This is a genomic window from Pedococcus sp. 5OH_020 (assembly GCF_027812955.1).
In the GTDB taxonomy this organism is placed as follows: domain Bacteria; phylum Actinomycetota; class Actinomycetes; order Actinomycetales; family Dermatophilaceae; genus Pedococcus.
Map to the genome: position 1 here is coordinate 196,649 of NZ_JAPYZV010000003.1, position 20,907 is coordinate 217,555.

General features: G+C 70.9%; 20 protein-coding genes. 13 read left to right on the forward strand and 7 right to left on the reverse strand.

The window, feature by feature from the left end; genetic code table 11:
- Positions 1-2 precede the first annotated feature (2 nt).
- From PHA84_RS06575 to PHA84_RS06590, 4 genes are read left to right on the forward strand one after another with little or no spacing between them, the layout of a single operon-like run.
- Positions 3-755, forward strand: coding sequence for a cytochrome c biogenesis CcdA family protein (locus PHA84_RS06575; protein WP_270887303.1), 753 nt, complete (start codon positions 3-5; stop codon positions 753-755).
- Positions 756-2,378, forward strand: coding sequence for a cytochrome c biogenesis protein ResB (resB, locus tag PHA84_RS06580; protein ID WP_270887304.1), 1,623 nt, complete (start codon positions 756-758; stop codon positions 2,376-2,378).
- A complete protein-coding gene (ccsB, locus tag PHA84_RS06585) occupies positions 2,375-3,346 on the forward strand; it encodes a c-type cytochrome biogenesis protein CcsB (RefSeq protein ID WP_270887305.1) in 972 nt (323 codons plus the stop codon). The genes resB and ccsB overlap by 4 nt, the downstream gene beginning before the upstream one ends.
- The gene (locus tag PHA84_RS06590; protein ID WP_270887306.1) at positions 3,347-3,733 is read left to right on the forward strand and encodes a DUF4229 domain-containing protein; all 387 of its coding nucleotides are present in this window, start codon (positions 3,347-3,349) and stop codon (positions 3,731-3,733) included. It begins immediately after the preceding gene.
- Positions 3,734-3,818: 85 nt separating this feature from the next.
- Here PHA84_RS06590 and PHA84_RS06595 read toward each other — a convergent pair whose 3' ends face one another.
- The 3 genes from PHA84_RS06595 to menE all read right to left on the reverse strand — a co-directional run bounded on the left by PHA84_RS06595 (position 3,819) and on the right by menE (position 6,226).
- A complete protein-coding gene (locus PHA84_RS06595) occupies positions 3,819-4,706 on the reverse strand; it encodes a 1,4-dihydroxy-2-naphthoate polyprenyltransferase (RefSeq protein WP_270887307.1) in 888 nt (295 codons plus the stop codon).
- Positions 4,707-4,774: 68 nt separating this feature from the next.
- Positions 4,775-5,038, reverse strand: coding sequence for a PLD nuclease N-terminal domain-containing protein (locus tag PHA84_RS06600; protein WP_270887308.1), 264 nt, complete (start codon positions 5,036-5,038; stop codon positions 4,775-4,777).
- A 12-nt stretch (positions 5,039-5,050) separates the two neighbouring features.
- Positions 5,051-6,226 carry an o-succinylbenzoate--CoA ligase gene (gene menE / locus PHA84_RS06605; RefSeq protein WP_270887309.1) on the reverse strand — a complete coding sequence of 392 codons (1,176 nt, stop codon included), beginning with the start codon at positions 6,224-6,226 and terminating at the stop codon, positions 5,051-5,053.
- 79 nt (positions 6,227-6,305) lie between these two features.
- Between menE and PHA84_RS06610 the strand changes: the two genes are divergently transcribed.
- Positions 6,306-6,758 (forward strand): hemerythrin domain-containing protein, encoded by a 453-nt coding sequence (locus tag PHA84_RS06610; protein WP_270887310.1) that lies wholly within the window; start codon positions 6,306-6,308, stop codon positions 6,756-6,758.
- Between the two features lie 547 nt (positions 6,759-7,305).
- On the opposite strand, the gene PHA84_RS06615 is transcribed toward PHA84_RS06610, so the two are convergent.
- Positions 7,306-7,548 carry a hypothetical protein gene (locus PHA84_RS06615; RefSeq protein ID WP_270887311.1) on the reverse strand — a complete coding sequence of 81 codons (243 nt, stop codon included), beginning with the start codon at positions 7,546-7,548 and terminating at the stop codon, positions 7,306-7,308.
- Between PHA84_RS06615 and PHA84_RS06620 the strand changes: the two genes are divergently transcribed.
- The 4 genes from PHA84_RS06620 (at position 7,541) to PHA84_RS06635 (ending at position 10,943) form a co-directional block, all read left to right on the forward strand.
- Entirely contained in the window at positions 7,541-8,194 is a 654-nt protein-coding gene (locus tag PHA84_RS06620; protein ID WP_270887312.1) for a serine hydrolase, read from the forward strand. The genes PHA84_RS06615 and PHA84_RS06620 overlap by 8 nt on opposite strands.
- Before the next feature lie 51 nt (positions 8,195-8,245).
- Complete coding sequence (locus PHA84_RS06625; RefSeq protein ID WP_270887313.1) at positions 8,246-8,404, forward strand: hypothetical protein; 159 nt, start codon at positions 8,246-8,248, stop codon at positions 8,402-8,404.
- Positions 8,405-8,419: 15 nt separating this feature from the next.
- Positions 8,420-8,707, forward strand: a complete 288-nt coding sequence (locus PHA84_RS06630; RefSeq protein WP_270887314.1) for a hypothetical protein — start codon at positions 8,420-8,422, stop codon at positions 8,705-8,707.
- A 160-nt stretch (positions 8,708-8,867) separates the two neighbouring features.
- Positions 8,868-10,943, forward strand: a complete 2,076-nt coding sequence (locus tag PHA84_RS06635; protein ID WP_270887315.1) for a hypothetical protein — start codon at positions 8,868-8,870, stop codon at positions 10,941-10,943.
- A gap of 86 nt (positions 10,944-11,029) precedes the next feature.
- Here PHA84_RS06635 and PHA84_RS06640 read toward each other — a convergent pair whose 3' ends face one another.
- The 3 genes from PHA84_RS06640 to PHA84_RS06650 form a co-directional block, all read right to left on the reverse strand.
- Positions 11,030-13,198: a hypothetical protein gene (locus tag PHA84_RS06640; protein WP_270887316.1), complete on the reverse strand. Its 2,169-nt coding sequence runs from the start codon at positions 13,196-13,198 to the stop codon at positions 11,030-11,032.
- A gap of 221 nt (positions 13,199-13,419) precedes the next feature.
- Positions 13,420-15,651, reverse strand: a complete 2,232-nt coding sequence (locus PHA84_RS06645) for a glycoside hydrolase family 31 protein (RefSeq protein ID WP_270887317.1) — start codon at positions 15,649-15,651, stop codon at positions 13,420-13,422.
- Positions 15,652-16,109: 458 nt separating this feature from the next.
- Positions 16,110-17,048: a 1,4-dihydroxy-2-naphthoyl-CoA synthase gene (locus tag PHA84_RS06650; protein ID WP_270887318.1), complete on the reverse strand. Its 939-nt coding sequence runs from the start codon at positions 17,046-17,048 to the stop codon at positions 16,110-16,112.
- Between the two features lie 171 nt (positions 17,049-17,219).
- Between PHA84_RS06650 and PHA84_RS06655 the strand changes: the two genes are divergently transcribed.
- The 4 genes from PHA84_RS06655 (at position 17,220) to PHA84_RS06670 (ending at position 20,895) form a co-directional block, all read left to right on the forward strand.
- Positions 17,220-18,092 (forward strand): hypothetical protein, encoded by an 873-nt coding sequence (locus tag PHA84_RS06655; protein ID WP_270887319.1) that lies wholly within the window; start codon positions 17,220-17,222, stop codon positions 18,090-18,092.
- 123 nt (positions 18,093-18,215) lie between these two features.
- Positions 18,216-18,620, forward strand: coding sequence for a VOC family protein (locus PHA84_RS06660; protein ID WP_270887320.1), 405 nt, complete (start codon positions 18,216-18,218; stop codon positions 18,618-18,620).
- A gap of 47 nt (positions 18,621-18,667) precedes the next feature.
- Positions 18,668-19,675 (forward strand): o-succinylbenzoate synthase, encoded by a 1,008-nt coding sequence (locus PHA84_RS06665; RefSeq protein WP_270887321.1) that lies wholly within the window; start codon positions 18,668-18,670, stop codon positions 19,673-19,675.
- Positions 19,672-20,895, forward strand: a complete 1,224-nt coding sequence (locus PHA84_RS06670; RefSeq protein WP_270887322.1) for an ATP-grasp domain-containing protein — start codon at positions 19,672-19,674, stop codon at positions 20,893-20,895. The genes PHA84_RS06665 and PHA84_RS06670 overlap by 4 nt, the downstream gene beginning before the upstream one ends.
- Positions 20,896-20,907: the final 12 nt, after the last annotated feature.

Below are 20,907 nucleotides of genomic sequence, written 5' to 3' on the forward strand. Positions count from 1 at the left end.
CGATGACCGCCGACCTGACGGACACGGTGACGTCCGGAGCCCTTCCGGTCGCGCTCGCGGTGGCCCTGGTAGCGGGGATGGTCTCCTTCGCGTCTCCCTGCGTACTGCCGCTGGTGCCTGGCTTCCTCGGGTACGTCACCGGCCTCTCCGACGAGTCGCTGGAAGAGCGCAGCAGGCACCGGATGGTGCTCGGCGCGCTGCTGTTCGTGCTCGGCTTCACCGTCGTCTTCATCGCGACCACCGCCTTCATCGCGGGCGTGGGGGCCAGCCTGGTGCGCCACCACGGGGTCCTCATGAGAGTGGGCGGGGTCCTGGTCATCGCCATGGCGCTGGTGTTCCTCGGCGCCGGCACGCAGCGCGAGCTGAAGCTGCACCGCCGGCCCGCTTCAGGACTTGCTGGGGCGCCACTCCTCGGGGCGGTCTTCGGGCTGGGGTGGGCGCCGTGCACGGGACCGACCCTCGGTGCGGTGACCGTCCTGGCGACGCTCACGGACGACCAGTGGGCGGTGAGCAGGGGGATCGTGCTGGCTGTGGCGTACTCCCTGGGGCTCGGTGTCCCGTTCCTGCTGATCGCCGCGGGCTACGAGCGCTTCGGCGCGGTCTCGGCCTGGCTCCGCCGGCGCCAACGTGGCATCCAGCTGCTGGGCGGCACGTTGCTGCTCACGATCGGCGTGCTCCTGGTGAGCGGCGTCTGGGAGTCCTTCACCCGCTACCTCCAGGCGAGCCTGGTCAGCGGCTTCCGGACGGTGATCTGAGTGGTGGAGCAGGTCACCCAACCACAGCTCAGGGCTGCCGGCTGGCTGCGCTGGATGTGGCGGCAGCTGACCAGCATGCGCACCGCCCTCTTCCTCCTGCTGCTGCTGGCCGTCGCTGCGCTGCCCGGGTCGATCTGGCCGCAGCGCAGCATCGACGCAGCCCGGACGGCCGACTACATCGCCAGCCACCCCACGGCCGGACCGTGGCTCGACAGGCTGGGCTTCTTCGAGGTCTACGCGTCGCCGTGGTTCGCCGCGATCTACCTGCTGCTCTTCATCTCCCTGGTCGGCTGCGTGCTGCCGCGCAGCCGGATGCACTGGCGGGCGATGCGCGCGACCCCACCCCGGGCTCCGGCCCGGCTGGAGCGGCTCTCCGCCCACCGCGTCGCCGAGGTCGCAGTCGAGCCGGGTGCCGTCCTGGAGGCGGCCCGAGAGGTGCTGGCCCGCAAGAGGTTCCGCACGCACGCCCACGACCTGGACTCGCTCAGCGCGGAGAAGGGCTTCCTCAAGGAGACCGGCAACCTCGTCTTCCACGTCGCCCTGATCTTCGTGATCGTGGGTGTCGCGATCGGCCACCTCTTCGGCTGGAAGGGTGACGTCATCGTGCCGGTGGGCCAGACGTTCGCCAACACGCTGCTGCGCTATGACACCTTCGCGCCCGGCCCGTGGGTCGACCCGCAGACGCTGGCTCCCTTCACGCTCAGGGTCGACCGCCTCGACGCGACCTTCGAGGAGAACGTCACTGGCCGGGGGCAGTTCGGCCAGCCCCGCGACTTCACCGCGCATGTCACCACCACCGCGACGCCGGGGGCTGCCTCACAGCGGTCCACCATCAAGGTGAACCATCCCTTGGAGATGCAGGGGGCCGGCGTCTTCCTCCTGGGCAACGGCTACGCCCCGGTGGTCACGGTGCGCGATGCCAGGGGCAACGAGGTCTACAGCGGTCCGACGCCGTTCCTGGCCCGGGACAACAACTACACCTCTGTGGGCGCGATCAAGGTGCCCGGTGCCGCCGGCAAGCAGCTCGGGTTCTCCGGGCTCTTCCTGCCGACGGCGCTCGTCGACAGGGAACAGGGACCCATCTCGGTCTTCCCGGACGCGAAGAAGCCTGCGCTCGCGCTGACCCTCTTCGAGGGGCAGCTGTTCCCCGGCGGCCGCCCGCAGTCGGTGTACGTGCTCGACACGGCCGAGATGACGCAGGTGAAGAACGACAAGGGTGAGCCCCTGAGGCTGTGGCTCGAGCCGGGGAAGACCATCACCCTGCCCGGCGACCGGGGCAGCATCACGTTCGACGGGGTGGACCGGTTCGCCGGGCTGTCCATTCGCCACGACCCGGGCAAGCTGGTCACCCTTGCAGCGGCCCTGCTCGCTCTGGCCGGGCTCGTCGCGTCGCTGGTCGTGCGACGGCGGCGCGTCTTCCTGCGCGTTTCGCCGGCCGGTCCGGCGGGCCGTACCGTGGTGACCGTCGCGGGCATGGCCAAGGGCGACGACGAAGGGCTGGACCGGGTCGTCCAGGACGTCCTCACCGCCGTCCAAGACCGGATGCCGCGCCCACCCGAAACCGATCCCGACCCGGCGCCCAGTCGACTGGGTGCGGGCAGCAGATGGAGTGACCGAGGATGACCAACGAGACACTCGCCGAGTACGCGAACCTGAGCCTCTACTCCGCGATGGCGGTCTTCACCCTCGCGATGCTCTGCCACGCCGCGTACCTCGCCGGTCTGCTCCCGGCGCGCGACCGGACCGCGCCCGACCGCGAGCTGGTGGCGGCCGGGGCGTCGACCAGCACGACCCGGGCCGCGTCCGGCGAGCGGGGGGCCGGCGCCACAGACGACGACGTACCGCTGCGGGCGCGCAAGGCGGCGGGTGTGGCGTCCACGACGACGTGGCTCGGTGGCCTGCTCCTGCTCGCCTGCGTCGTCCTGCGTGGCCTATCGGTACACCGCTGGCCGCTGGGCAACATGTTCGAGTTCGCGGTCATGGGGTCCATGTTCACCGTGCTGGCCTACTCCCTGTGGTCGACCAGGCGGGACCTGCGCTGGCTGGGGCTGTTCGTCACGGCCCCGGTCCTGCTGGTGCTCGGGATGGCGCTGCGCGTCTGGTACACCGAGGCCGCCCAGGTCATGCCGTCGCTGCAGTCCTACTGGCTCGTCATCCACGTCACCGTGGCGGTGCTCGCCACGGCGGTGTTCACCATCGGCGCGGCCGCCACCGGCATCTACCTCGTCAAGGACGCCGTCCAGCGGGCCGGACGGACCAGCGTGCTGGACCGCTTCCCGGAGACGGGCGCGATCGAGCGCACCGCGTACGGGCTGCACATCGTCGCCTTCCCGCTCTGGACGTTCACTCTCATCGCGGGGGCGATCTGGGCGCGACAGGCGTGGGCGTCGTACTGGAACTGGGACCCGAAAGAGGTCTGGACCTTCGTCATCTGGGTGGTCTACGCCGCCTACCTGCACTCGCGGGCGACGAGCGGGATCAGCCGCCAGACGGCCAGCTACATCGCACTGGCCGGTTACGCGTGCGTCATCGTCAACTTCGCCGTCGTGAACGTGTTCTTCGTCGGCCAGCACTCCTACTCGGGACTCTAGATGCTCCGCTACTCCGTTCTGCGCCTGCTGATGTTCTTCGGGGTGCTCTCACTGCTCTGGCTGCTCGGGCTCCGCGGGGCGGACCAGCAGTGGATGCTGCTGGTGCTCAGTGCCCTGATCTCCATGGTGCTGTCGTACTTCGTCCTCGCCCGGTTCCGCCAGGAGAGTGCCGAGCAGCTCGCCGAACGGGTACGCCGCCGTGCCGAGAACCGGCAGCGCGGCCCGGGAGCGGTCCAGGGGGCCGACGAGAACGCCGAGGATGCGCAGGACAGTGGGTCCTCTGGGCCGACGGCCGACCCGGACGGTCGCCAGCCGACGTCCGGCCTCCCCAGCCCGGGGCGTGGGGCCGAGGTACGGCCGAGGCGGCAGGACGAGGAGTACCGCTAGCTCGGGACGGGAGCCACCGCGTGCTTGTGATGTGCCAGGGCTACCCCTTGCTATGCACGGAGCAGCCGGCCCGCCGAAGATGCTGCTAACCCCGCGCGGCGTGGCTGGTCGCGATCCCGACCGCGAGCAGCACGGCGTACCCGACCTCGAACAGCCCGGTCATGGCCAGCACGGGCACGAGCGCCTGGCCTGTCGCGCCACCGGTGACAGCCCGGAGCGGCTTCCACAGCAGACCGAAGGCGGCGACGCCGAGCCAGGCCCAGGGGAACTCCAGTGCGACCAGGACCAGCATCGCCAGCGACACCGCCACGAGCGCGACGTAGAGCACCCGGGTGCCCCGGTCGCCCAGGCGCACGGCGAGCGTCACCTTCCCGCTCTCGCGGTCGCTGGCGATGTCACGCAGGTTGTTCGCCACCAGGATTGCGGAGGCGATGCAGCCGACCCCGACGGCGGCAGCGACACCGAGCCAGGTGAGGCGGTGCGCCTGGGTGTAGAGGGTGCCCAGCGTGGCCATCAGGCCGAAGAACAGGAAGACGTAGACCTCACCCAGACCGCGGTAGCCGTAGGGGTTGTCGCCGCCCGTGTACTTCCACGCGGCGACCACCGCGAGGGCGCCGAGCGGGATCATCACCCAGGCCTGGCTGAGCGCCACCAGCGCCAGGCCGACCAGCGCGGAGGCGCCGAAGAAGGCGAAGGCCATGAGCTTGACGTTCTCCGGGTCGGCCTTGTGCTGCCCCACCAGCCGGACCGGACCCACTCGGTCGCTGTCCGTGCCCCGGATCCCGTCGGAGTAGTCGTTGGCATAGTTGACCCCCACCTGCAGGCCAAGGGACACCAGCACAGCCAGGAGCCCGAGACCCACGCTGGCGTGGCCAAGGGGAGCGGCGGCTGCTGTGCCGGCGACGACGGGGGCGATGGCTGCGGGGAGCGTGCGCGGGCGCGCGCCGGCGATCCACTGCGACAGGGTTGCCATTCGGGGGGTTCTCGCTTGCCGGTGGTATGGGCGGAAGGTGCGGGGAGGTGGTGCGCCGCGGGTACTGCTCAGAGCCTACGGAGGAAGTCCGGGTCGTCGTCGGGGCCACGCGGGGGCGGAGGCCGGTGAATTGGCCCCCGCCCGCTCTGGGGCCGCTGCGGGCGCCCCGCGAGGAACCAGGCGATGGACCCCACCAGCGGGAAGACCAGGATCAGCAGGACCCACACCAGCTTGGGCAGGTTCCGGACCCTTGAGTCGTCAGTCTGGATGCAGTCCACGACGGCGTAGATCGTCAGGGCCAGCGTGAGCAGCCAGGGGAGCACCCGAAGCATGGCTCCATCGTGTCATGCCGGGTGGGCGGACTTCGACCGGGTGAACAACAGCGCCACGGCGGACCGGTCGGGCTTGCCAGGGCCACGGTGTGGCAGGTCCTCGACCACGAGCAGACGACGGGGGAGCGCGTGCTCCGGCAGCCGCCCCCGCAGCAGGTCCCTGAGCTCCGGGAGGCTGAGGGTCCGGGCCCCCGGGCGCAACCGCACCGCGGCACTCACCGCCTGGCCCCACCGCTCGTCGGCGGTCGCCACGACGACGGCCTCGGCGACCTGCGCCAAACCGGTCAGGGCGTCCTCGACCACCCTCGGCGCGACCTTCAGGCCGCCCGTCACGATGACGTCGTCGACCCGTCCGTCGACGAGCCACCGGCCGGTCGAGGGGTCCAGGTGTCCGAGGTCGTCGGTGCGGAACCAGAGGCCCCCCTCGGCGTCGGGCCGGAAGGCCTCGGCGGTGAGGTCCGGGCGGCCCAGGTAGCCGGTGGCAAGCGTCCGGCCACCCAGCTCGATGCGGCCATCGGCGCCCTGGCGGACCCGGCTGCACGACAGGGGGACCCCGTCGTACACGCACCCTCCCGACGTCTCGCTCATCCCGTAGGTGGTGACGACCGGGACGCCGGCCGCGCGCGCCCGCTGCCGCAGCGCCGGCGGAGTCGCGGCTCCGCCGACCAGCACGGCGGCGAACGTCGCGAGAACGGACGTGGCCTCGGGGTCGTCGAGCAGTCGGACCAGCTGCGTGGGCACCAGCGCTGTGTAGCGACGGTCGCCAGCCAGCCTGGCAGCTGCCTGCGTGAAGGCTCGGGCCTTGAAACCGTGCGACAGGTCGACGAAGCCCGGTTGCGTGCCGGCCGCCAGACACCGGAGCAGCACCTGCACCCCGGCGATGTGGTGCGGCGGCATCGCGAGCAGCCACGAGCCAGGGCCGCCGAGCCGCTCGTGGGTCGCCGCGGCGCTGGCGAGCAGGGCGCCAGCCGGCAGCATGGCGAGCTTCGGCGTCCCGGTGGACCCGGACGTCCCGACCACCAGGGCGGTGGCAGGGTCCGGACCGGCACCCTGGGGCACCTCGGGCGTACGGCCTCCGGCGGCATACGGCAGGACCGCGAGCTCGCCGTCCAGGGCCCGGCGCAGCACGGGGAGGGCCTCGCCCGCGGCGGCACCGGGAGCGATGGCCAACGGCACCAGCGCGGTCACGAGCACAGGCTAGTGCTGGCTGGTGTCAGGTCTCTGGACGCCTGGGCCGGGCCGCGGGACTATGAGCCGGGAGGTGCCGATGGACGCGGACTTCGCGACCTATCTCGACCGGGTCAGGAACCACCGGGCCGAGCTTCGCGACTCCGTGGCTGCCGTGGACGAGGCCCTCGCCTCGCCGATCGCGCGCGGCGGGGCCTGGCGCGAGCGGGTGCGTGCCGCGCTGGCCGAGCTCGCGCACGACTTCCGCGACCATATCGACCTCACCGAGGGGCCCGGCGGTCTCTACGACAGCGTGCGGCGCGGAGATCCCCGCCTGGAGGGCCAGGTCCGGCGGCTCACCAGGGAGCACGACCGGTACCGGGAGGACATCGACGCGTACCTCGCGGTTCTCGAGCACGGCGGGACGACGGCGGACCTGCCAGCCTTCCGCGAGGAGGTCACGACCTTGATGGGCCTGCTCGTGCGCCACCGCCAGAAGGGCGCCGACCTGGTGTACGAGGCGTACGACGTGGACCTCGGCGGGTCGGGCTAGCCGTCCGGCTGCCAGCCGAGCCCCGGCGGCCCACGTCACCGCTGCTGGAGGTTGCTCACCTTGGCCACGTCGCTCACGGTGCGCCCTGGGCAAGTCGCGCCACAGGGGCAACTTTTCGGGGTCGAGAGCCGTCCCCCACACCACCTCGTAGACATGTCGTCCGGGGGAAGACGGCATGAGTGCCGCGGGTCCGTCACCAACTTCGCCAGCCGCCGCCCGGTCTCCTGGCCGGCCGTCTTCGACGTCACCTTCGCCGGGGATTGGGCAGGACGGCCCGGCAGCACGCTGCCACACGGATGGCGGTGGGGCTTCGAAGATGGCTCCTTAGGGCCATGGCGGGGCCTGGTCAGCGCGGGGAGCATCAAGGTGATGGGTGTGGTGTCTGACTGGCTATCTCCCGACGTGGACTCTAGGGGGGCGGAGAGATGCGGGTTCCTAGAAGGTCGCGGCACGGGCTGCCACTCGTCACGGCGACCACCGTGCTGCTGGGTTCGTCGATTTCCGCTGCCGCGCCCGCCGTCGCCACGGCGGGTCCGTCGCTGACCGGTCAGCACGCGACCAGTTCCGGCGTGGCCACGCCGGCCGCGAGTGGGTCAGCTGACACCGCGGTCGCTTGCACGTCCGCGTCGCACCCGGCCTTGGCTGCCGCGCTGGCCCGCGACATCCGGACAGCACGGAGCGGCCGCTCGTCCACGGTGGCCGTGTGGGTCGAGGACCCGGGCGCGGGGCTCACCTGCTCTCTGAGCGGATCTTCGCACTTCGACTCGGCCAGCATCGTGAAGGTGATCATCCTGGGTGCGATGCTGCGAAAGGCGCTGGATCAGCACAGGTACCTGACCAGCACGGAGGCGAGCCAGCTCCGTGCCATGATCACACAGTCCGACAACAACGCTGCTTCCGCGCTGTGGGCAAAGCTTGAGCACCCCTACATCCAGCATTTCCTCAACCTCGCTGGGATGACGCAGACCGTTCTCGGGCCCGGCCGCTACTGGGGTCTCACACAGGCGACCGCGCACGACGAGATGCTCCTGCTGCGGATACTGCTGCGCGGTAACACGATCCTTTCCAGCAACTCGCGCACCTATGCGCTGGGTCTCATGGCGCAGGTGATCTCTTCTCAGCGGTGGGGCGTGCCCGCCGGTGCGCCGCGAAGCGTCACCGTCCACGTCAAGGACGGGTGGCTGCCCCGCACGACTCACGGCTGGCGCATCAACAGCATCGGGGCCTTCACGTGGCCCCAGCATTGGTACACCATCGTGGTGCTCTCCATGGACAACCCGACCATGTCCTACGGAGTCACCACCGTTGAGTCCATCGCCCGCGTCATTCACTCCGACCTCAACCCAACCGTCACAGCTGTGATCCCGCGGTCGGCGCCTGACCCGGGGTGGGGCAAGCCTGACGAAACCATCCCTACACTGCCCGCGGTTCCATAGGGTCACGTCCGCTGCGTCGGGTCTGCCCCGGCAGGGCAGATCAACCCACTCGTGGCCGAGGTCCTAGGCGAAGGCGGCGACGCGCCCACACCGCCTACGGATGGCCTTGCGGCCGAACCCGGGATGATGGCCCCGGGCGTCTGGAACGGGACGACCTCGTCGGTGCTCGCCCCGACCGACCTCTACGCCGTCCTGGGGCTGAGCCCGTAAGCGATCCAGGAACAGATGCGGCGCGCCTACCATGCTCTGCTGCGTCAGCACCACCCCGGCACCCGGCGCCCGGTCGCGCCGGTCGACGTCACGGCCGGTGCCTGGAACACCAGGCTCCAACAGGTCATAGCCGCGTACGCCATCCTCGGGGACCCGGTCCGCCGAACCGAACGACGACCATCGCAGCGCGGCCAAGGCGCCACCATCACCCCGACCGCCTCGCCACCGTGGTGCGCGCACCAGCAGCACCAGCCGCCCATCATGGTCACCGCTGTCCGGTGGCACCCCATCGACGCCAGGTGAGGTGCTCGGGTGGCGGACGCCGGTGGTGTCTTGTTGGTCTTCGTGGTCCGAACTGCGTAGGAGCCTTCATCCCGGCCCCGTAAGCCGTCGGCCGGTTCAGGACGGTCGACCCCCGGCTGTACGGTGGGCCGTTGGCACGCGAGACCGGATGAGGTGAGCCATGACTGCTCAACGCCGCCGACTACTCATCAGCTGCTTCGTCGTCGCCGGGCTGCTTCTCGGCGCTGGACCGGCGGCGGCCAGGATCACCCAAGCCCTACCTGGCACCGGCGTCTCGCGGGAAGCCGTCGGCACCCACGCCGACGCACAGGAGATGAGTCCGGCATCGAGCCCGCGGCAGCGAGACAGCGCCACGCCGCAGACGTCCGCCGGCGGCGTAGGTAGCACTCCTGTCGGAGCGTCTCGCTTCGTGCCCGGTGCCCCGACCCGGGCGATGGACACACGCACGGGGTTCCGGACAACCCAGGGCGCGATCGGCTCGGGCCAGACCCGGGTGCTCCAGGTGACGGGGTTCGCAGGGGTCCCGGCCGGCGCCCGAGCCGTAGTCATGAACCTCACGGCGACGCAGGCCAGCGCCGCGGGGTACCTCACCGTGTGGCCAGCGGGCACTGCCCGGCCTGGGGTGTCGAACCTCAACATCCAGCGGGCCGGGCAGACCATCCCCAACGCTGCGACCGTGCAGCTTCCTGCCTCGGGCGAGGTGGCCATCTACGCCCAGCATCGCACGCACGTGGTGATCGACATCCTGGGCTACTACCAGGCGGCCACGAACGTCGCCTCAGGTCGGTTCCGCACGGTATGGCCCGCCAGGCTCCTCGACACTCGAACAGGTGGCGCGGCCCAGGTGCCTGCCGGCGGCACCGTGGAGATCCGGGTGCTCGGGCGCGGTGGAGTTCCCAGCGCACACGTCGGCAGCGTCGTCCTCAACGTCACCTACACGCAGGCGCTGGCCGCCGGCTTCGTGACCGCGTATGCCGCCGGCACGCCTCGGCCCGGGACCTCGAACCTCAACGTCCCGGGCGCGGGGTCCACGGCGGCCAACTTCGTCGTCGCAGCGCTGGGGGCCAACGGTGCGGTCACCCTGTACACCTCGGCCCCCACGCACCTCCTCGTCGACGTCGGCGGCTACTACACCAATGACACCGCGACGCCTGGCGGCGACGGCTTGTTCGTCCCGGTCAGACCGGCGCGGGCGATCGACAGCCGGGCGTGCTGCCTGCCCCTGGACCCCGGGGAGCAGTGGATCCGCCAGGTCTCCGGCAAGGCGGGCGTCCCCGCGACCGGCGCGTTCGCCGTGCTCTTGAACCTCACCGGCACCCAGGCCGTCGCACCGGGGTACCTGCGAGTCTTTCCGCTCACGACCACGGGCCCCCCACCGGCAACATCCACCCTCAACCTCGAGCACGCCGGGGACACCCGGGCCAACCTCGCCGTCGCACAGCTGGGACAGACGACCTTCCAAGGCGCGCAGACCGGATGGCTCACTTTTCAGAGCCAGCGCGGAGCCCACGTCATCGCCGACGTCGCGGGTTGGTTCACCGTGGCAGGCCCCTGCACGACGGCCACGACGGCGACGCCCAGCGGCCTCCCGGCAGGCTCCTCGCAGGTACGCCTCATCCACGTGAGGCTGTCCGGCCAGACGCGCTCGGCCGCGGTGACGGCGGGGATCTGCGCAGAGTGGCCGTTCGTGCAGCGGTGGTTCGAGGGACAGGCGGGAGGGCTCTCCCCGCGGGTCAAGCGTGTCGGCGGGCAGCCGGAGGTCACCCTTGCGGACCTGCCGGTGACGGCGGCACAGCTGATGTCGGGAGACGACGGACAGAACCTGCGAGACCAGCTCACGGCCTTCGGCTTCCGAGATCCAGCTGAGGTGCTCGTGGCGTTCGTGGACGTGGACTCCGGGTACGCCTGTGGTGCCACCTGGCGCTCGCTCAACCTCGTTGCTCTCTACATGGCAACGTGCACGATCTATCCCGCGGCGTCAACGATGGAGTTCCCCTATGGCGGGACGTATGTCGTCGCGCACGAGACGACCCATGCGCTGGGGGCCGCCCCGCCCTGCGCCCCGCACGCGGACAGCGGTGGACACGTCTCGGACAGTAATGCCGACATCATCTACAACGGTCCGAGCGCCCGGAACTGGGACCACCTCGTCCTCGACTACAGACACGACGACTACTACCACGCGGGGATCGCCGGCTGCCCGGACATCGCATCGCACCCCGCATGGTCCCCGTGACGTCGCGCTGCAGCCCGTGCTCAGCGCAAGGGCGGCTAGCGGCCGACCCCAGGGCAGCCGGCCGACCCTAGGGCAGCCGGACGACCCTAGGGCAGCCGGACGTCGATGCCCTCGCGCCGTTCGCCGGGGGCCACCGTCACCGGCGCGGTCTCCTCGACCGTGGCACCGTCCGGCCAGCACGTCTCGGGCTGCCCCGGCGCCGGGTAGCCGCACACCTTCACGGCGCCGGGTCGGACCGGGTAGGACCACGGTCGCGTCGCCGTGGACGCCGGCGTTAGCCCCACGACCTTCGACCCGTTGCCCCGGTGCAGGACGATCTGGGCGGTGCTAGGGAGCGGCGTGGTGCCGTCGGCGGAGCCGAACGTGCCGGCGAGCAGCGACGCCTTCTCGGCGACGAGGGCGAGGGGCGTGGTGGCCCCTGCGGTCACCGCGAGGGCGGTCGCGCCGGCCGCCCCGATCGTGGCGGCGCTCGTCTGAGGTCCGACCTGGACGTCGGGGTACCACTCGCTGGCCAGCCCGTAGGGTGCCGCGGTCGGCGAGCTCGGGCCGGTCAGCTCGACGTAATAGCTGCCCACGGCCACGGCGGGGATGCTCCACAGCCCGTTGGACACCGAGGTCGCGTAGGGCCGGCTGTCGCCGGTGCGCCACACCCGGACCGTCCCGCCGGTCAACGCGGCACCTTCGCTGTCCGTGGCGGTGCCACCGAGGGCGCCGGCGTGCTCGAGCACGATGTCGGCCCCCACCAGCCGCTCGCCGAAGCCGATCGGCAGGCTCGGCGGGTTCGTGGCCGAGGGGTGGCAGCCCCGCGCGTAGGACCGGTCGACGAAGCCGTTCTTGAGCGCCACTGCACACGGGATGACGCTCGTGGTGGAGGCCGGCAGCGTCGAGGCGTACCCGCCGTCCGGGGCGCTTCGACCGAAGGAGGGGGAAAGCGAGGTCCCGTGGCCCACGCTGGCTCCCGCGACGCCTGCGCCTTCGCTGTCCACGACGCGACCGGCCACGGCGCGCTCGGGGTTGGGCCAGCCCACCACGTCGACGACCACGTCGACAGCGGTCGACCGTGAGCCGTTGAGGACCTGGAGCTGGGTCCCGGTGCGGGTGAGGACGAGGTTGGTCGTGGCCCTGCCCGGCGTGTAGTTGACGACCGAGGTGCCGAAGCCCGCGTCGACCGACAGGAAGCCTGCGGCGCCGGCGTTGGTGGCCGTCACGGCCACGAGCAGGCCGGGCGCGTTCGCGGGGGCTCCGCTCGGCACCTCGATGCCGCGCCCGTCACGGGGACCGACCTTCGAGCCCGTGTTCCGCGTGTCCAGGACGCGGCGGGGGAGCACCGACGTCGTGCCGGCCAGCGTCGTGGACGCATCGCCCCCCTTGACCCAGGCGAAGGCGTCGACGACGAGGTGGGCCGGCTTGGCGGAGCCGTTGTAGACGGTGACCCGGCCGTTGGTGCCGATCTTGGCGAGGGTGAGCGCGGCGCGCGTTTCGGCACCGGCGAAGTTGACGCTCGAGGTGGTCGGCCGCGGGTCGGTGCCCGCGGGGTAGGCCGCGAGGAAGCCGGGTGCTGCGTTGCCGGTGACCGTGAGGTTGAGCCAGGCGGCGCCGACGGAGGTCCCGGGGATCCCGCCCCGCCCGGCGACCTGTACGTCGATCGAGCCCTTGGCGGGGATCGCGACCCGCGTGGTACGGGTGTCGAGCAACCGCGACGCGTAGATGGTCTGGGTGCCGCCTGGTGCGCTGGCGGGCCCCGCTGTGAGGTAGCCCTGCACGTCGACGACGACCTGGGTGCTGCCGGAGGAGCTGTTGCGCAGAGTCATGCACCCGACGGTGCCGAGCCGCACGAGGGCGAGGTTGGAGGTCACCGTGCCGGCGGTGAAGTTGAGGTTGGAGACCGGGGGCGGTGCGTCGTTCCCGGACGGCCACGCGGTGAGGAACCCTGCCGCAGTGGGCGACACGGCGGTCAGGTTGACCACGAGCGACGTGCCGGCGTCGTCGGGCACGCTCAGCAGCGTGTCGCAGACCGTCCTCTCCTCGCCCGGTGCCAACGCCTTGGTGGTCCTCGAGTCGTAGAGCCGCTGGGACGTCACCGTCCCGACCAGGCCGTCCGCCGCGGTCTGTCGGGTTGCCGGAGGAATGGCGGCCGTTGCGGCATAGGGTGCCGCCCCGGGTGCCGCCTGAGCCGCTCCAGAGAGACCGGTCGTGCCCAGCGCCAGGCACGCGGCACCGACCACCAGGGCATGGGTCGTCCATCGTCGAGTCACAGAGCCCTACCTCTCTCCCACGCCCACGGGGGACGAGCACCGCACGGCGCCGGGTGAGCATACGTGAGCCCAACGGCGCGGGGCCTCATTCGGCGCAGCGACGACCGCCCGGCCGCAGATAGATCCTTACACCCTGCTATCCCGTTGCCTGTCCAGCGTTGCGGCCCGAACTGCGCGACCGTCAGGCATGCGCCGTCAGTGGGCGCCGTCAGTGGGCGCCGTCAGTGGGCGAGCAGAAGCTCCGCCACGGCGCCGAGCAGGTTCGGTGCCACGTCGAGGGCCTGCAGGGCCATCACCGCGTCTGCGGCCGAGGCACTGTTCCGAACCACCTCGAACGCCTCACCCTTCAGCTCGAACCCCATCTGTGCTCGGTCCAGGATCCGGAATACGTCAGCCTGCACGTCGTGCCCACCATCGCCACCGCCCCCGACGAGCACGGTCTCGTACGTGCGGTCGTCAGGCACGGTCGAGGCCTCGCCCTGCACCTCATGGACCGTCACCTGACCCGAGCTGTCGTCATACGTGATCGGAGTGCGCGCCCAGCGCTGGTCGTCGTGGTCCTCGACGAGCGTGAACTCGCCGTCGCTGCCGGCGAAGACGCGCAGCTCGATCCGGCTCGTGGGGTTCGTTCCGCCACCGATCTCGTCGGCCGGAACCATCGGCACGATCGCACCTGCGCGGGCCAGCACCGGGATGGAGTCCAGATCGCGGTGCAGATACAGCGTGCGGCCCCCTCGGTACCGCGTCCCGGTGAACACGTCCACCCACATGCCCTGGGGGAGCCACGCCTTCACCCGCCCCAGCCCGGTCTCCCGATCGGCCGGCGAGGTGATTGGGGCAACAAGGAGCTCCGTGCCGAACATGAACTGGTTGGGCACGGTGTACGCGGCCGGCTCGTCGGGGTGCTCGTAGTACATCGGCTCGACGATCGGGCTTCCCTCGTGCGCGCGGACGTTCATGGTGGCGAGGTAGGGCAACAGCTGGTGGCGCATCCGCAGGAACTCGGTCATGACCCGCTGCGCGTGTGGCCCGAACCGCCAAGGCTCCTTGGTGTTGAACGGGTTGAGGCCGGAGTGCAGCCGGTTGACCGGTGAGAAGACACCGAGCTGCACCCACCGGGTCGCCAGCTCGTCGTCCTTGTAGCCCTTGAAGTGTCCGCCGATGTCGTGGCTCCACCAGCCGTAGCCGGCGTTCGATGCCGTCGCGGTGAAGTACGGCTGGAAGTCCAGCGACTCCCAGGTGATGCACGTGTCGCCGGAGAAGCCGATCGGGTAACGGTGGCTCCCGATCCCGGCGTAGCGGGAGAACGTCAGCGGACGCCTACCGGCGCGCCCGGAGTCGAGGAAGTGGAAGTGGTTGAGCAGCCACAGCGGGTCCAGTCCCGGCACCCGGGTGACACCACCCTGCTGCCAGTCGAGCCACCAGAAGTCGACCCCCTGCTCTTCCAGCGGGTGGTGCAGCTCCTCGAAGTAGGCCTCGAGGAACTCAGGGTCGGTGGGGTCGAACGGCACCGGTGCGCCGGAGTCCGGCTCGATCGCCATTCGCTTCGCGAGGGCAGGGTATGCCGCCTCGTGGGCGTGAACGCCCTCGGCCGGGTGGACGTTCAGCGAGGTCGCGAGGCCGCGGTCGTGGAGCTCCCGGAGAAAGCCGGCAGGGTCGGGGAAGAGCTCGGTGTTCCAGGTGTACCCGGTCCAGCCGCTGCCGTACCTGGGGTCGATGTCGACCAGGTGCCAGTCCATGTCGATGACCGCGACGGAGAACGGGATGCCGTTGTCACGGAAGCGGTCCATGAGCGAGAGGTACTCGTCGGCTGAGTAGGGGTGGTAGCGGCTCCACCAGTTGCCCAGCGCGTATCGCGGGAGCAGCGGCGTGGGTCCGGTGAGCGTGTAGAGCACCTCGAGGGCGCGCCGGAAGTCGTGGCCGTAAGCGAACACGTAGAGGTCGAGAGTCCCAGGCCGCCGCGGCGCGATCCAGCCGTCGTCGGTCAGCAGGACCGAGGACGAGTCGTCGACCATCGCGATCCCGTCGAACGCCATCACGCCGCCCTCCAGGGGGATCGCGCCGTCGACGTCGTCGAGCGTGCGCGCGGTGCCTCCGAGGTTGGGCAGGCCCATGCCGAACCGCCACACGCTGTCGCGAGAGTGGAAGCCCCCCTTGGCCTGGACGGACAGTCCCTGCGTCGTGAAGTCGCCCCCGTCATAGGTGAGATGCAACCGCTCCGTGCTGATCTCGATCACCCCGTCGGGGCCGCCGCCCTCCTTCAGCGTGAAGGCGCACGGAGGGAACGCGCGGTTGACGACCATCTGCGAGGCCCTGTCCTCGAACTCACCGGTCTCGCTGTACTCGAGCCGGACCAGCCCCGCATCCAGAACGGTGATCCGGTAGCAGTCGCCTTGGACGACGTTCGCCGCGGCAGCGACCGGGTGAGTGTCGAGCCGGAAGTGGGCTTTCACGGATCTCCCCCGTCGGAATGCCGAACATGGACCGTCATACTCTCGGAGTGCCGGGGACCTCGGGCAAGCCCGCGCCACATACCGGACCGCTTGACACACCCAGACGCTCCTGCGGTCGCCTGGCCGCGCTCAAGTGGTTGTGATCGGACCAAGCCTTGGCTCCATCGTGGAGGGCGGGCTTCCAGTCTTCGTACGCGTCTCGAAGTCCCCAGACGCCTTGCTGCTCAAGAAGGCGAGCGGCCGCCTCTCCATGGCGGTGGCGTGCGACCCGCAAAGTGGCCGGACTGTCATGGACTCGGCTTCACGATCTCCGGCACTTCTACGCCAGCAGGGCTGATTGCAGACGGGTGCAGCGTTATGACGGTGCAGCGCGCACGCGGGCACACGATGGGAGTACCTGCGGACTCCCTGCGGACTGCGGGGATGTAAACCCGGATGACCTGGGGTCGTGCGACATCTCAGAAGTACCAGGGAAAGGGGGACCAGTCCGGCTCGCGCTTCTCCAGGAACTGGTCCCGGCCCTCGATGGCCTCGTCGGTCATGTACGCCAGCCGCGTGGCCTCGCCCGCGAACACCTGCTGCCCCATCAGCCCGTCGTCCACCAGGTTGAACGCGAACTTGAGCATCCGCTGCGCCTGTGGGCTCTTGCCCATGATCTCTCGGGCCACCTGCAGCGCGTCAGACTCGAGGTCGGCGTGCGCCGAGACGAGGTTGACGGCCCCCATCCGGTGCATGTCCTCGGCGGAGTAGGTCCGACCCAGGAAGAAGATCTCGCGGGCGAACTTCTGACCCACCATCCTGGCCAGGTAGGCGCTGCCGTAGCCACCGTCGAACGAGCCGACGTCGGCATCCGTCTGCTTGAACCTCGCCTGCTCCCGGGAGGCGATCGTCAGGTCGCACACGACGTGGAGAGAGTGTCCGCCACCGGCGGCCCACCCGTTGACGACCGCGATGACGACCTTGGGCATGGTGCGGATCAGCCGCTGGACCTCCAGGATGTGCAGCCGCCCACCCTGCGCCATGACCCTGCGCTGGTCGACCGAGTCGGCGGTGTCGCCGCTGGCGTACTGGTACCCCGAACGGCCACGGATCCGCTGGTCGCCGCCGGAACAGAAGCCCCACTGGCCCTCGCTGCCCGTGCCCGAAGGCCCGGGGCCGTTGCCGGTCAGCAGGACGACGCCGACATCGGGCGTGCGCCGGGCGTGGTCCAGGGCCTGGTACAGCTCGTCGACCGTATGGGGCCGGAAGGCGTTGAGGACCGCCGGGCGGTCGAAGGCGATCCGCACCGCGCCGACCTCACGGGCCCGGTGGTACGTGATGTCCGTGAGCTCAAGACCCTCGACCGCGTCCCAGGCGGCGGGGTCGAAGGTCTCACTCACGAAGGGATGCGCGCTCACCCAGGGGAGCCTAGTAGCGAGGCCCGACGGGCCCTCCGCGGCGGGTGAGCCGGTGGTGCTGCCCGCCCAGCTCGTCCCTTGGGCCCTGTGGACGAGGGGACATCGGCTCCGGGCCCTGCTGCCAGAGTGGGTGCCGGCCGCCGTCGCGGCAGCCGACAGGGAGGGGGCACGATGGTGAACGGGTGGGACGCGGCCAGGGAGCTGGACGTGGGCTTCGACGACGACGACATGCCGTACGAGGACTGGCTCGGTGTTCAGGCCGCCTCCGGTGCGGGCGACCTCGGCGAGCTCACGATGGTCGTGGTCCTCGAGGACCGGGTGGTGGACACGCTGCGCAGACCGGTCCGGGGAAGCGGCTACGAGAGCGCAGCACGCGAGCTGGGTCGGGGCGCGCCACCGCTGCCGCGGTACCTCCCGCCGCTGCCCGCCCCGCCGCGGTACGAGCTGGAGCTGAGCTGGCTACGCCGCGTCGTGGGTGGCGTCAGGGCACTCGACGAGCTGCGCACCGACCCGCTGCCGGACGAGCCGCCCACTCTCGCCGACGTCACGCCAGAGCTTCGAGCCCGCGTGGACGGCATCCGGGAGCAGGCGGACGACGTCGCCGAACGGCTGTTCGGGGTGGAGCTGCGCACCGTCGCCCGTCGCCTGCTGGCGACGGTGTCGGCCATCCCGTCCTTGTTCCTGCATGCCGACCGTGACGAGCAGGCCGCCGCGGCACTCGTCTGGGCCGCGGCCAAGGGCAACGACCTCATCGGCCCGGGCAGGCTGATGCCGGCTTCGGCCATCCAAGCGCTGTGCGGGCTCAAGGTCTCACCGGCGGACCGCGGGCGCACCTTCGCCAGGGTCGTCGCCGGGCTCCCGGGTACCGGCTTCGAACCGCGCCAGACCCGAGTGCCGGACCTGTTGCTCCTCGGCGACGTGAGGTATCTGACCGGCGAGCTTCGGCTCCAGCTGCTGCGGCTGCGCGACCTTGCCCTGGAGGAGCAGGCGGCCGCGCCCTCGTCGCGGCCAGCCGCCGCGCCCGAGCCGCAGGTCCCGTTCTAGGACCTGGACGTGCGGCTCCCGGGCCTCGACGTGGAGCCCCACGCCCCTGGACGCAGACCGCCGGCTGGGCGAGAGGCCCGCTTGTCAGTGTCAGCGTCGGTGGTCCCCGATAGCGTCGCTGCCATGGCACTGCGCTGGTACACCGTCGTCATCGACTCCCACGACATCGCCGCCCTCTCCCGGTGGTGGGCCGAGACCCTGGACTTCCGGATCATCTACGAGGACGAGCATGAGGTGGCCGTCATCCCACGGCACGCCTCCGTCGACCACATCGAGGAGGCGGACGCGTGGGCGCGCCAGCCGCAGGGACTGGTCTTCGTGCCGGTGCCGGAGGGCAAGACGGTCAAGAACCGACTGCACATCGACCTGGCTCCGCACACCAGCCAGGACCGGGACGCCGAGATCGCCAGTCTCCTGCAGCGGGGAGCCACGCTGGCGGACGTCGGTCAGGACCCGGACGTCACCTGGACGGTCCTGCGCGACCCCGAGGGAAACGAGTTCTGCGTCCTCTCCGCGCGCGACCGCTGACCCGGAGGGCCTCCCGACTGCTCGGTGCCCCGCCCTACGGTGAGGGGGTGGCCACGATCCCCGACCTCGGCGACCTGCTCGACTCGATGCACGTCGTCTCCATCCCCATGAGGGTGCGCTTCCGGGGCGTGGACAGACGAGAGGCTGTCCTGTTGGAAGGGCCGGCGGGGTGGGGCGAGTTCTCGCCGTTCCTCGAGTACGGCCCCGGGGAGGCGTCCCGGTGGCTGGCGGCCGCCGTCGAAGCGGCGTGGACCGGGTGGCCGGCGCCGCTGCGCTCCCGGGTGCCGGTCAACGCCACCGTCCCGGCCATCGGCCCAGAGCGGGTCCGGGAGGTCCTGGCCCGGTTCGAGGGTGCCGTTACGGCGAAGGTCAAGGTGGCCGAGCCGGGGCAGTCGCTCAGCGACGACCTCAACCGGGTCGCCGCGGTGCGTGATGTCCTCGGCCCGCAGGGGCGCATCCGGGTGGATGCGAACGGCGCGTGGTCCGTGCGCGAGGCGAGCGACGCGCTGAGCAGGCTCGCGTCGTACGGCCTGGAGTACGCCGAGCAGCCGTGCGCCGCGGTCGGCGACCTGCGCGAGCTCCGGCTGCGGCTGGCCCGGGCGGGGCTCGACGTCCTGGTGGCCGCCGACGAGTCGATCCGTAAGGCGGAGGACCCGCTGCGCGTGGCGCGGGAGGAGGCTGCCGACATCGTCGTCGTCAAGGTGGCTCCCCTGGGAGGCGTCCGGCATGCCTCGCAGCTGGTGGCCGCCTGCGGCCTGCCGGCCGTGGTCAGCTCAGCGCTCGACACCTCCGTCGGGATCGCGGCCGGGGTCGCCCTGGCCGCCGCGCTGCCGGAGCTGCCCTACGCCTGCGGGCTGGGCACCGTCGCGCTGCTCGAGGGAGACGTGGCGCGACAGTCTCTCGTCCCGCGAGCCGGCGAGGTACCCACCATCCGCGTGGCGGCCGACCCTCAGCTGCTCGCACGATGGGCCGTGACGGCCGACCGACTGGCGTGGTGGCGGCGTCGCGTTACGGAATGCCATCCGCTGCTGTCCGGCAATACAGTCGACCCGTGAACATCGTCTTCGTCGAGCCCGGGTTCCCCGCCAACCAGCGCCGGTTCGTCCTCGCACTCGCCTCGGTCGGCGCCAACGTCATCGGCATCGGCGAGTCGGACGAGTACACCCTGGACGACGAGCTGCGCGACGCGATGAGCGGCTACTACAAGGTCGGCTCTGTCACGAGCGTGCACGAGATGACGGAGGCAGTGCGGTTCGTCCAGAGCAAGGTGTGGGTGGACCGGCTCGAGGCGACGGTGGAGGCGCACACCATGCCGGCGGCGCAGGTCCGCGAAGCCGCCGGCATCCCGGGGACGTCTGTCCGGACCACCTGGCTGTGCCGGGACAAGCCCTCCATGAAGCAGGCGCTGCGCGAGGCTGGTGTCCCCACCGCGGCCTCCACCGCTGCCGACCACGCACACGAGGTGTGGGCGTTCGCGGAGTCGGTGGGCTACCCGCTCATCCTCAAGCCTCGTGACGGCGCAGGGGCGAAGGACACCGTCCGGGTGGACGGCGACAGCGAGCTCTCCCATGCGCTCACGGACTTCGGCTCCCACGGGTCGACCTCCATCGCCGTGGAGGAGTTCGTCGAGGGACACGAGGGGTTCTACGACACCATCACGCGCAACGGGCGGGTCGTGCACGACTGGACCACGCACTACTACCCGAACGTCCTGGAGGCGATGCGCACGCGGTGGATCTCGCCGCAGTTCGTCACGACGAACCGGATGGCGGACTCGGACTTCTACCGGGAGGTGGCCGAGCTCGGACAGCGGGTGATCGAGGCGCTGGGCATCGAGACCTCGGCGACGCACATGGAGTGGTTCTACGGGCCGAAGGGACTCCGGTTCTCCGAGATCGGCTGCCGTCCGCCCGGCGTCGGCTGCTGGGACCTGTACTCGGCGAGCAACGACGTCGACGTCTACCGCGAGTGGGCGCACATCATCACGTACGGGATGCCGGAGCACCAGATGCGGCGCCCCTACGCGGCAGGGATCGTGGCGCTGCGTCCTACGGCCAACGGCACCATCCAGGGGTACAGCGGGATCGACGAGATCCAGGGCCGGTACGGCGAGTGGATCCTGGACGGCCACTTCCCACCACAGGGACACCACACCCAGCCGGTGGAGGCGGGGTACATGGCCAACGCGTACGTCCGGATGCGCCACCCCGACTACGACACCCTCCGCGGCATGCTGGACGACGTCGGGCAGACCATCACCGTCCACGCCGGCTAGGCGCGACTCTCC

Excerpts from the sequence above, each read along its gene's own strand:
- PHA84_RS06575 (WP_270887303.1), top strand. The coding sequence starts at position 3 with ATGACCGCCGACCTGACGGACACGGTGACGTCCGGAGCCCTTCCGGTC.
- PHA84_RS06635 (WP_270887315.1), top strand. The coding sequence starts at position 8,868 with ATGACTGCTCAACGCCGCCGACTACTCATCAGCTGCTTCGTCGTCGCC.
- ccsB (WP_270887305.1), top strand. The coding sequence starts at position 2,375 with ATGACCAACGAGACACTCGCCGAGTACGCGAACCTGAGCCTCTACTCC.
- PHA84_RS06595 (WP_270887307.1), bottom strand. The coding sequence starts at position 4,706 with ATGGCAACCCTGTCGCAGTGGATCGCCGGCGCGCGCCCGCGCACGCTC.
- PHA84_RS06660 (WP_270887320.1), top strand. The coding sequence starts at position 18,216 with ATGGCACTGCGCTGGTACACCGTCGTCATCGACTCCCACGACATCGCC.
- PHA84_RS06600 (WP_270887308.1), bottom strand. The coding sequence starts at position 5,038 with ATGCTTCGGGTGCTCCCCTGGCTGCTCACGCTGGCCCTGACGATCTAC.
- PHA84_RS06655 (WP_270887319.1), top strand. The coding sequence starts at position 17,220 with ATGGTGAACGGGTGGGACGCGGCCAGGGAGCTGGACGTGGGCTTCGAC.
- PHA84_RS06610 (WP_270887310.1), top strand. The coding sequence starts at position 6,306 with ATGGACGCGGACTTCGCGACCTATCTCGACCGGGTCAGGAACCACCGG.
- PHA84_RS06630 (WP_270887314.1), top strand. The coding sequence starts at position 8,420 with ATGCGGCGCGCCTACCATGCTCTGCTGCGTCAGCACCACCCCGGCACC.
- PHA84_RS06590 (WP_270887306.1), top strand. The coding sequence starts at position 3,347 with ATGCTCCGCTACTCCGTTCTGCGCCTGCTGATGTTCTTCGGGGTGCTC.
- PHA84_RS06615 (WP_270887311.1), bottom strand. The coding sequence starts at position 7,548 with ATGATCACCTTCACGATGCTGGCCGAGTCGAAGTGCGAAGATCCGCTC.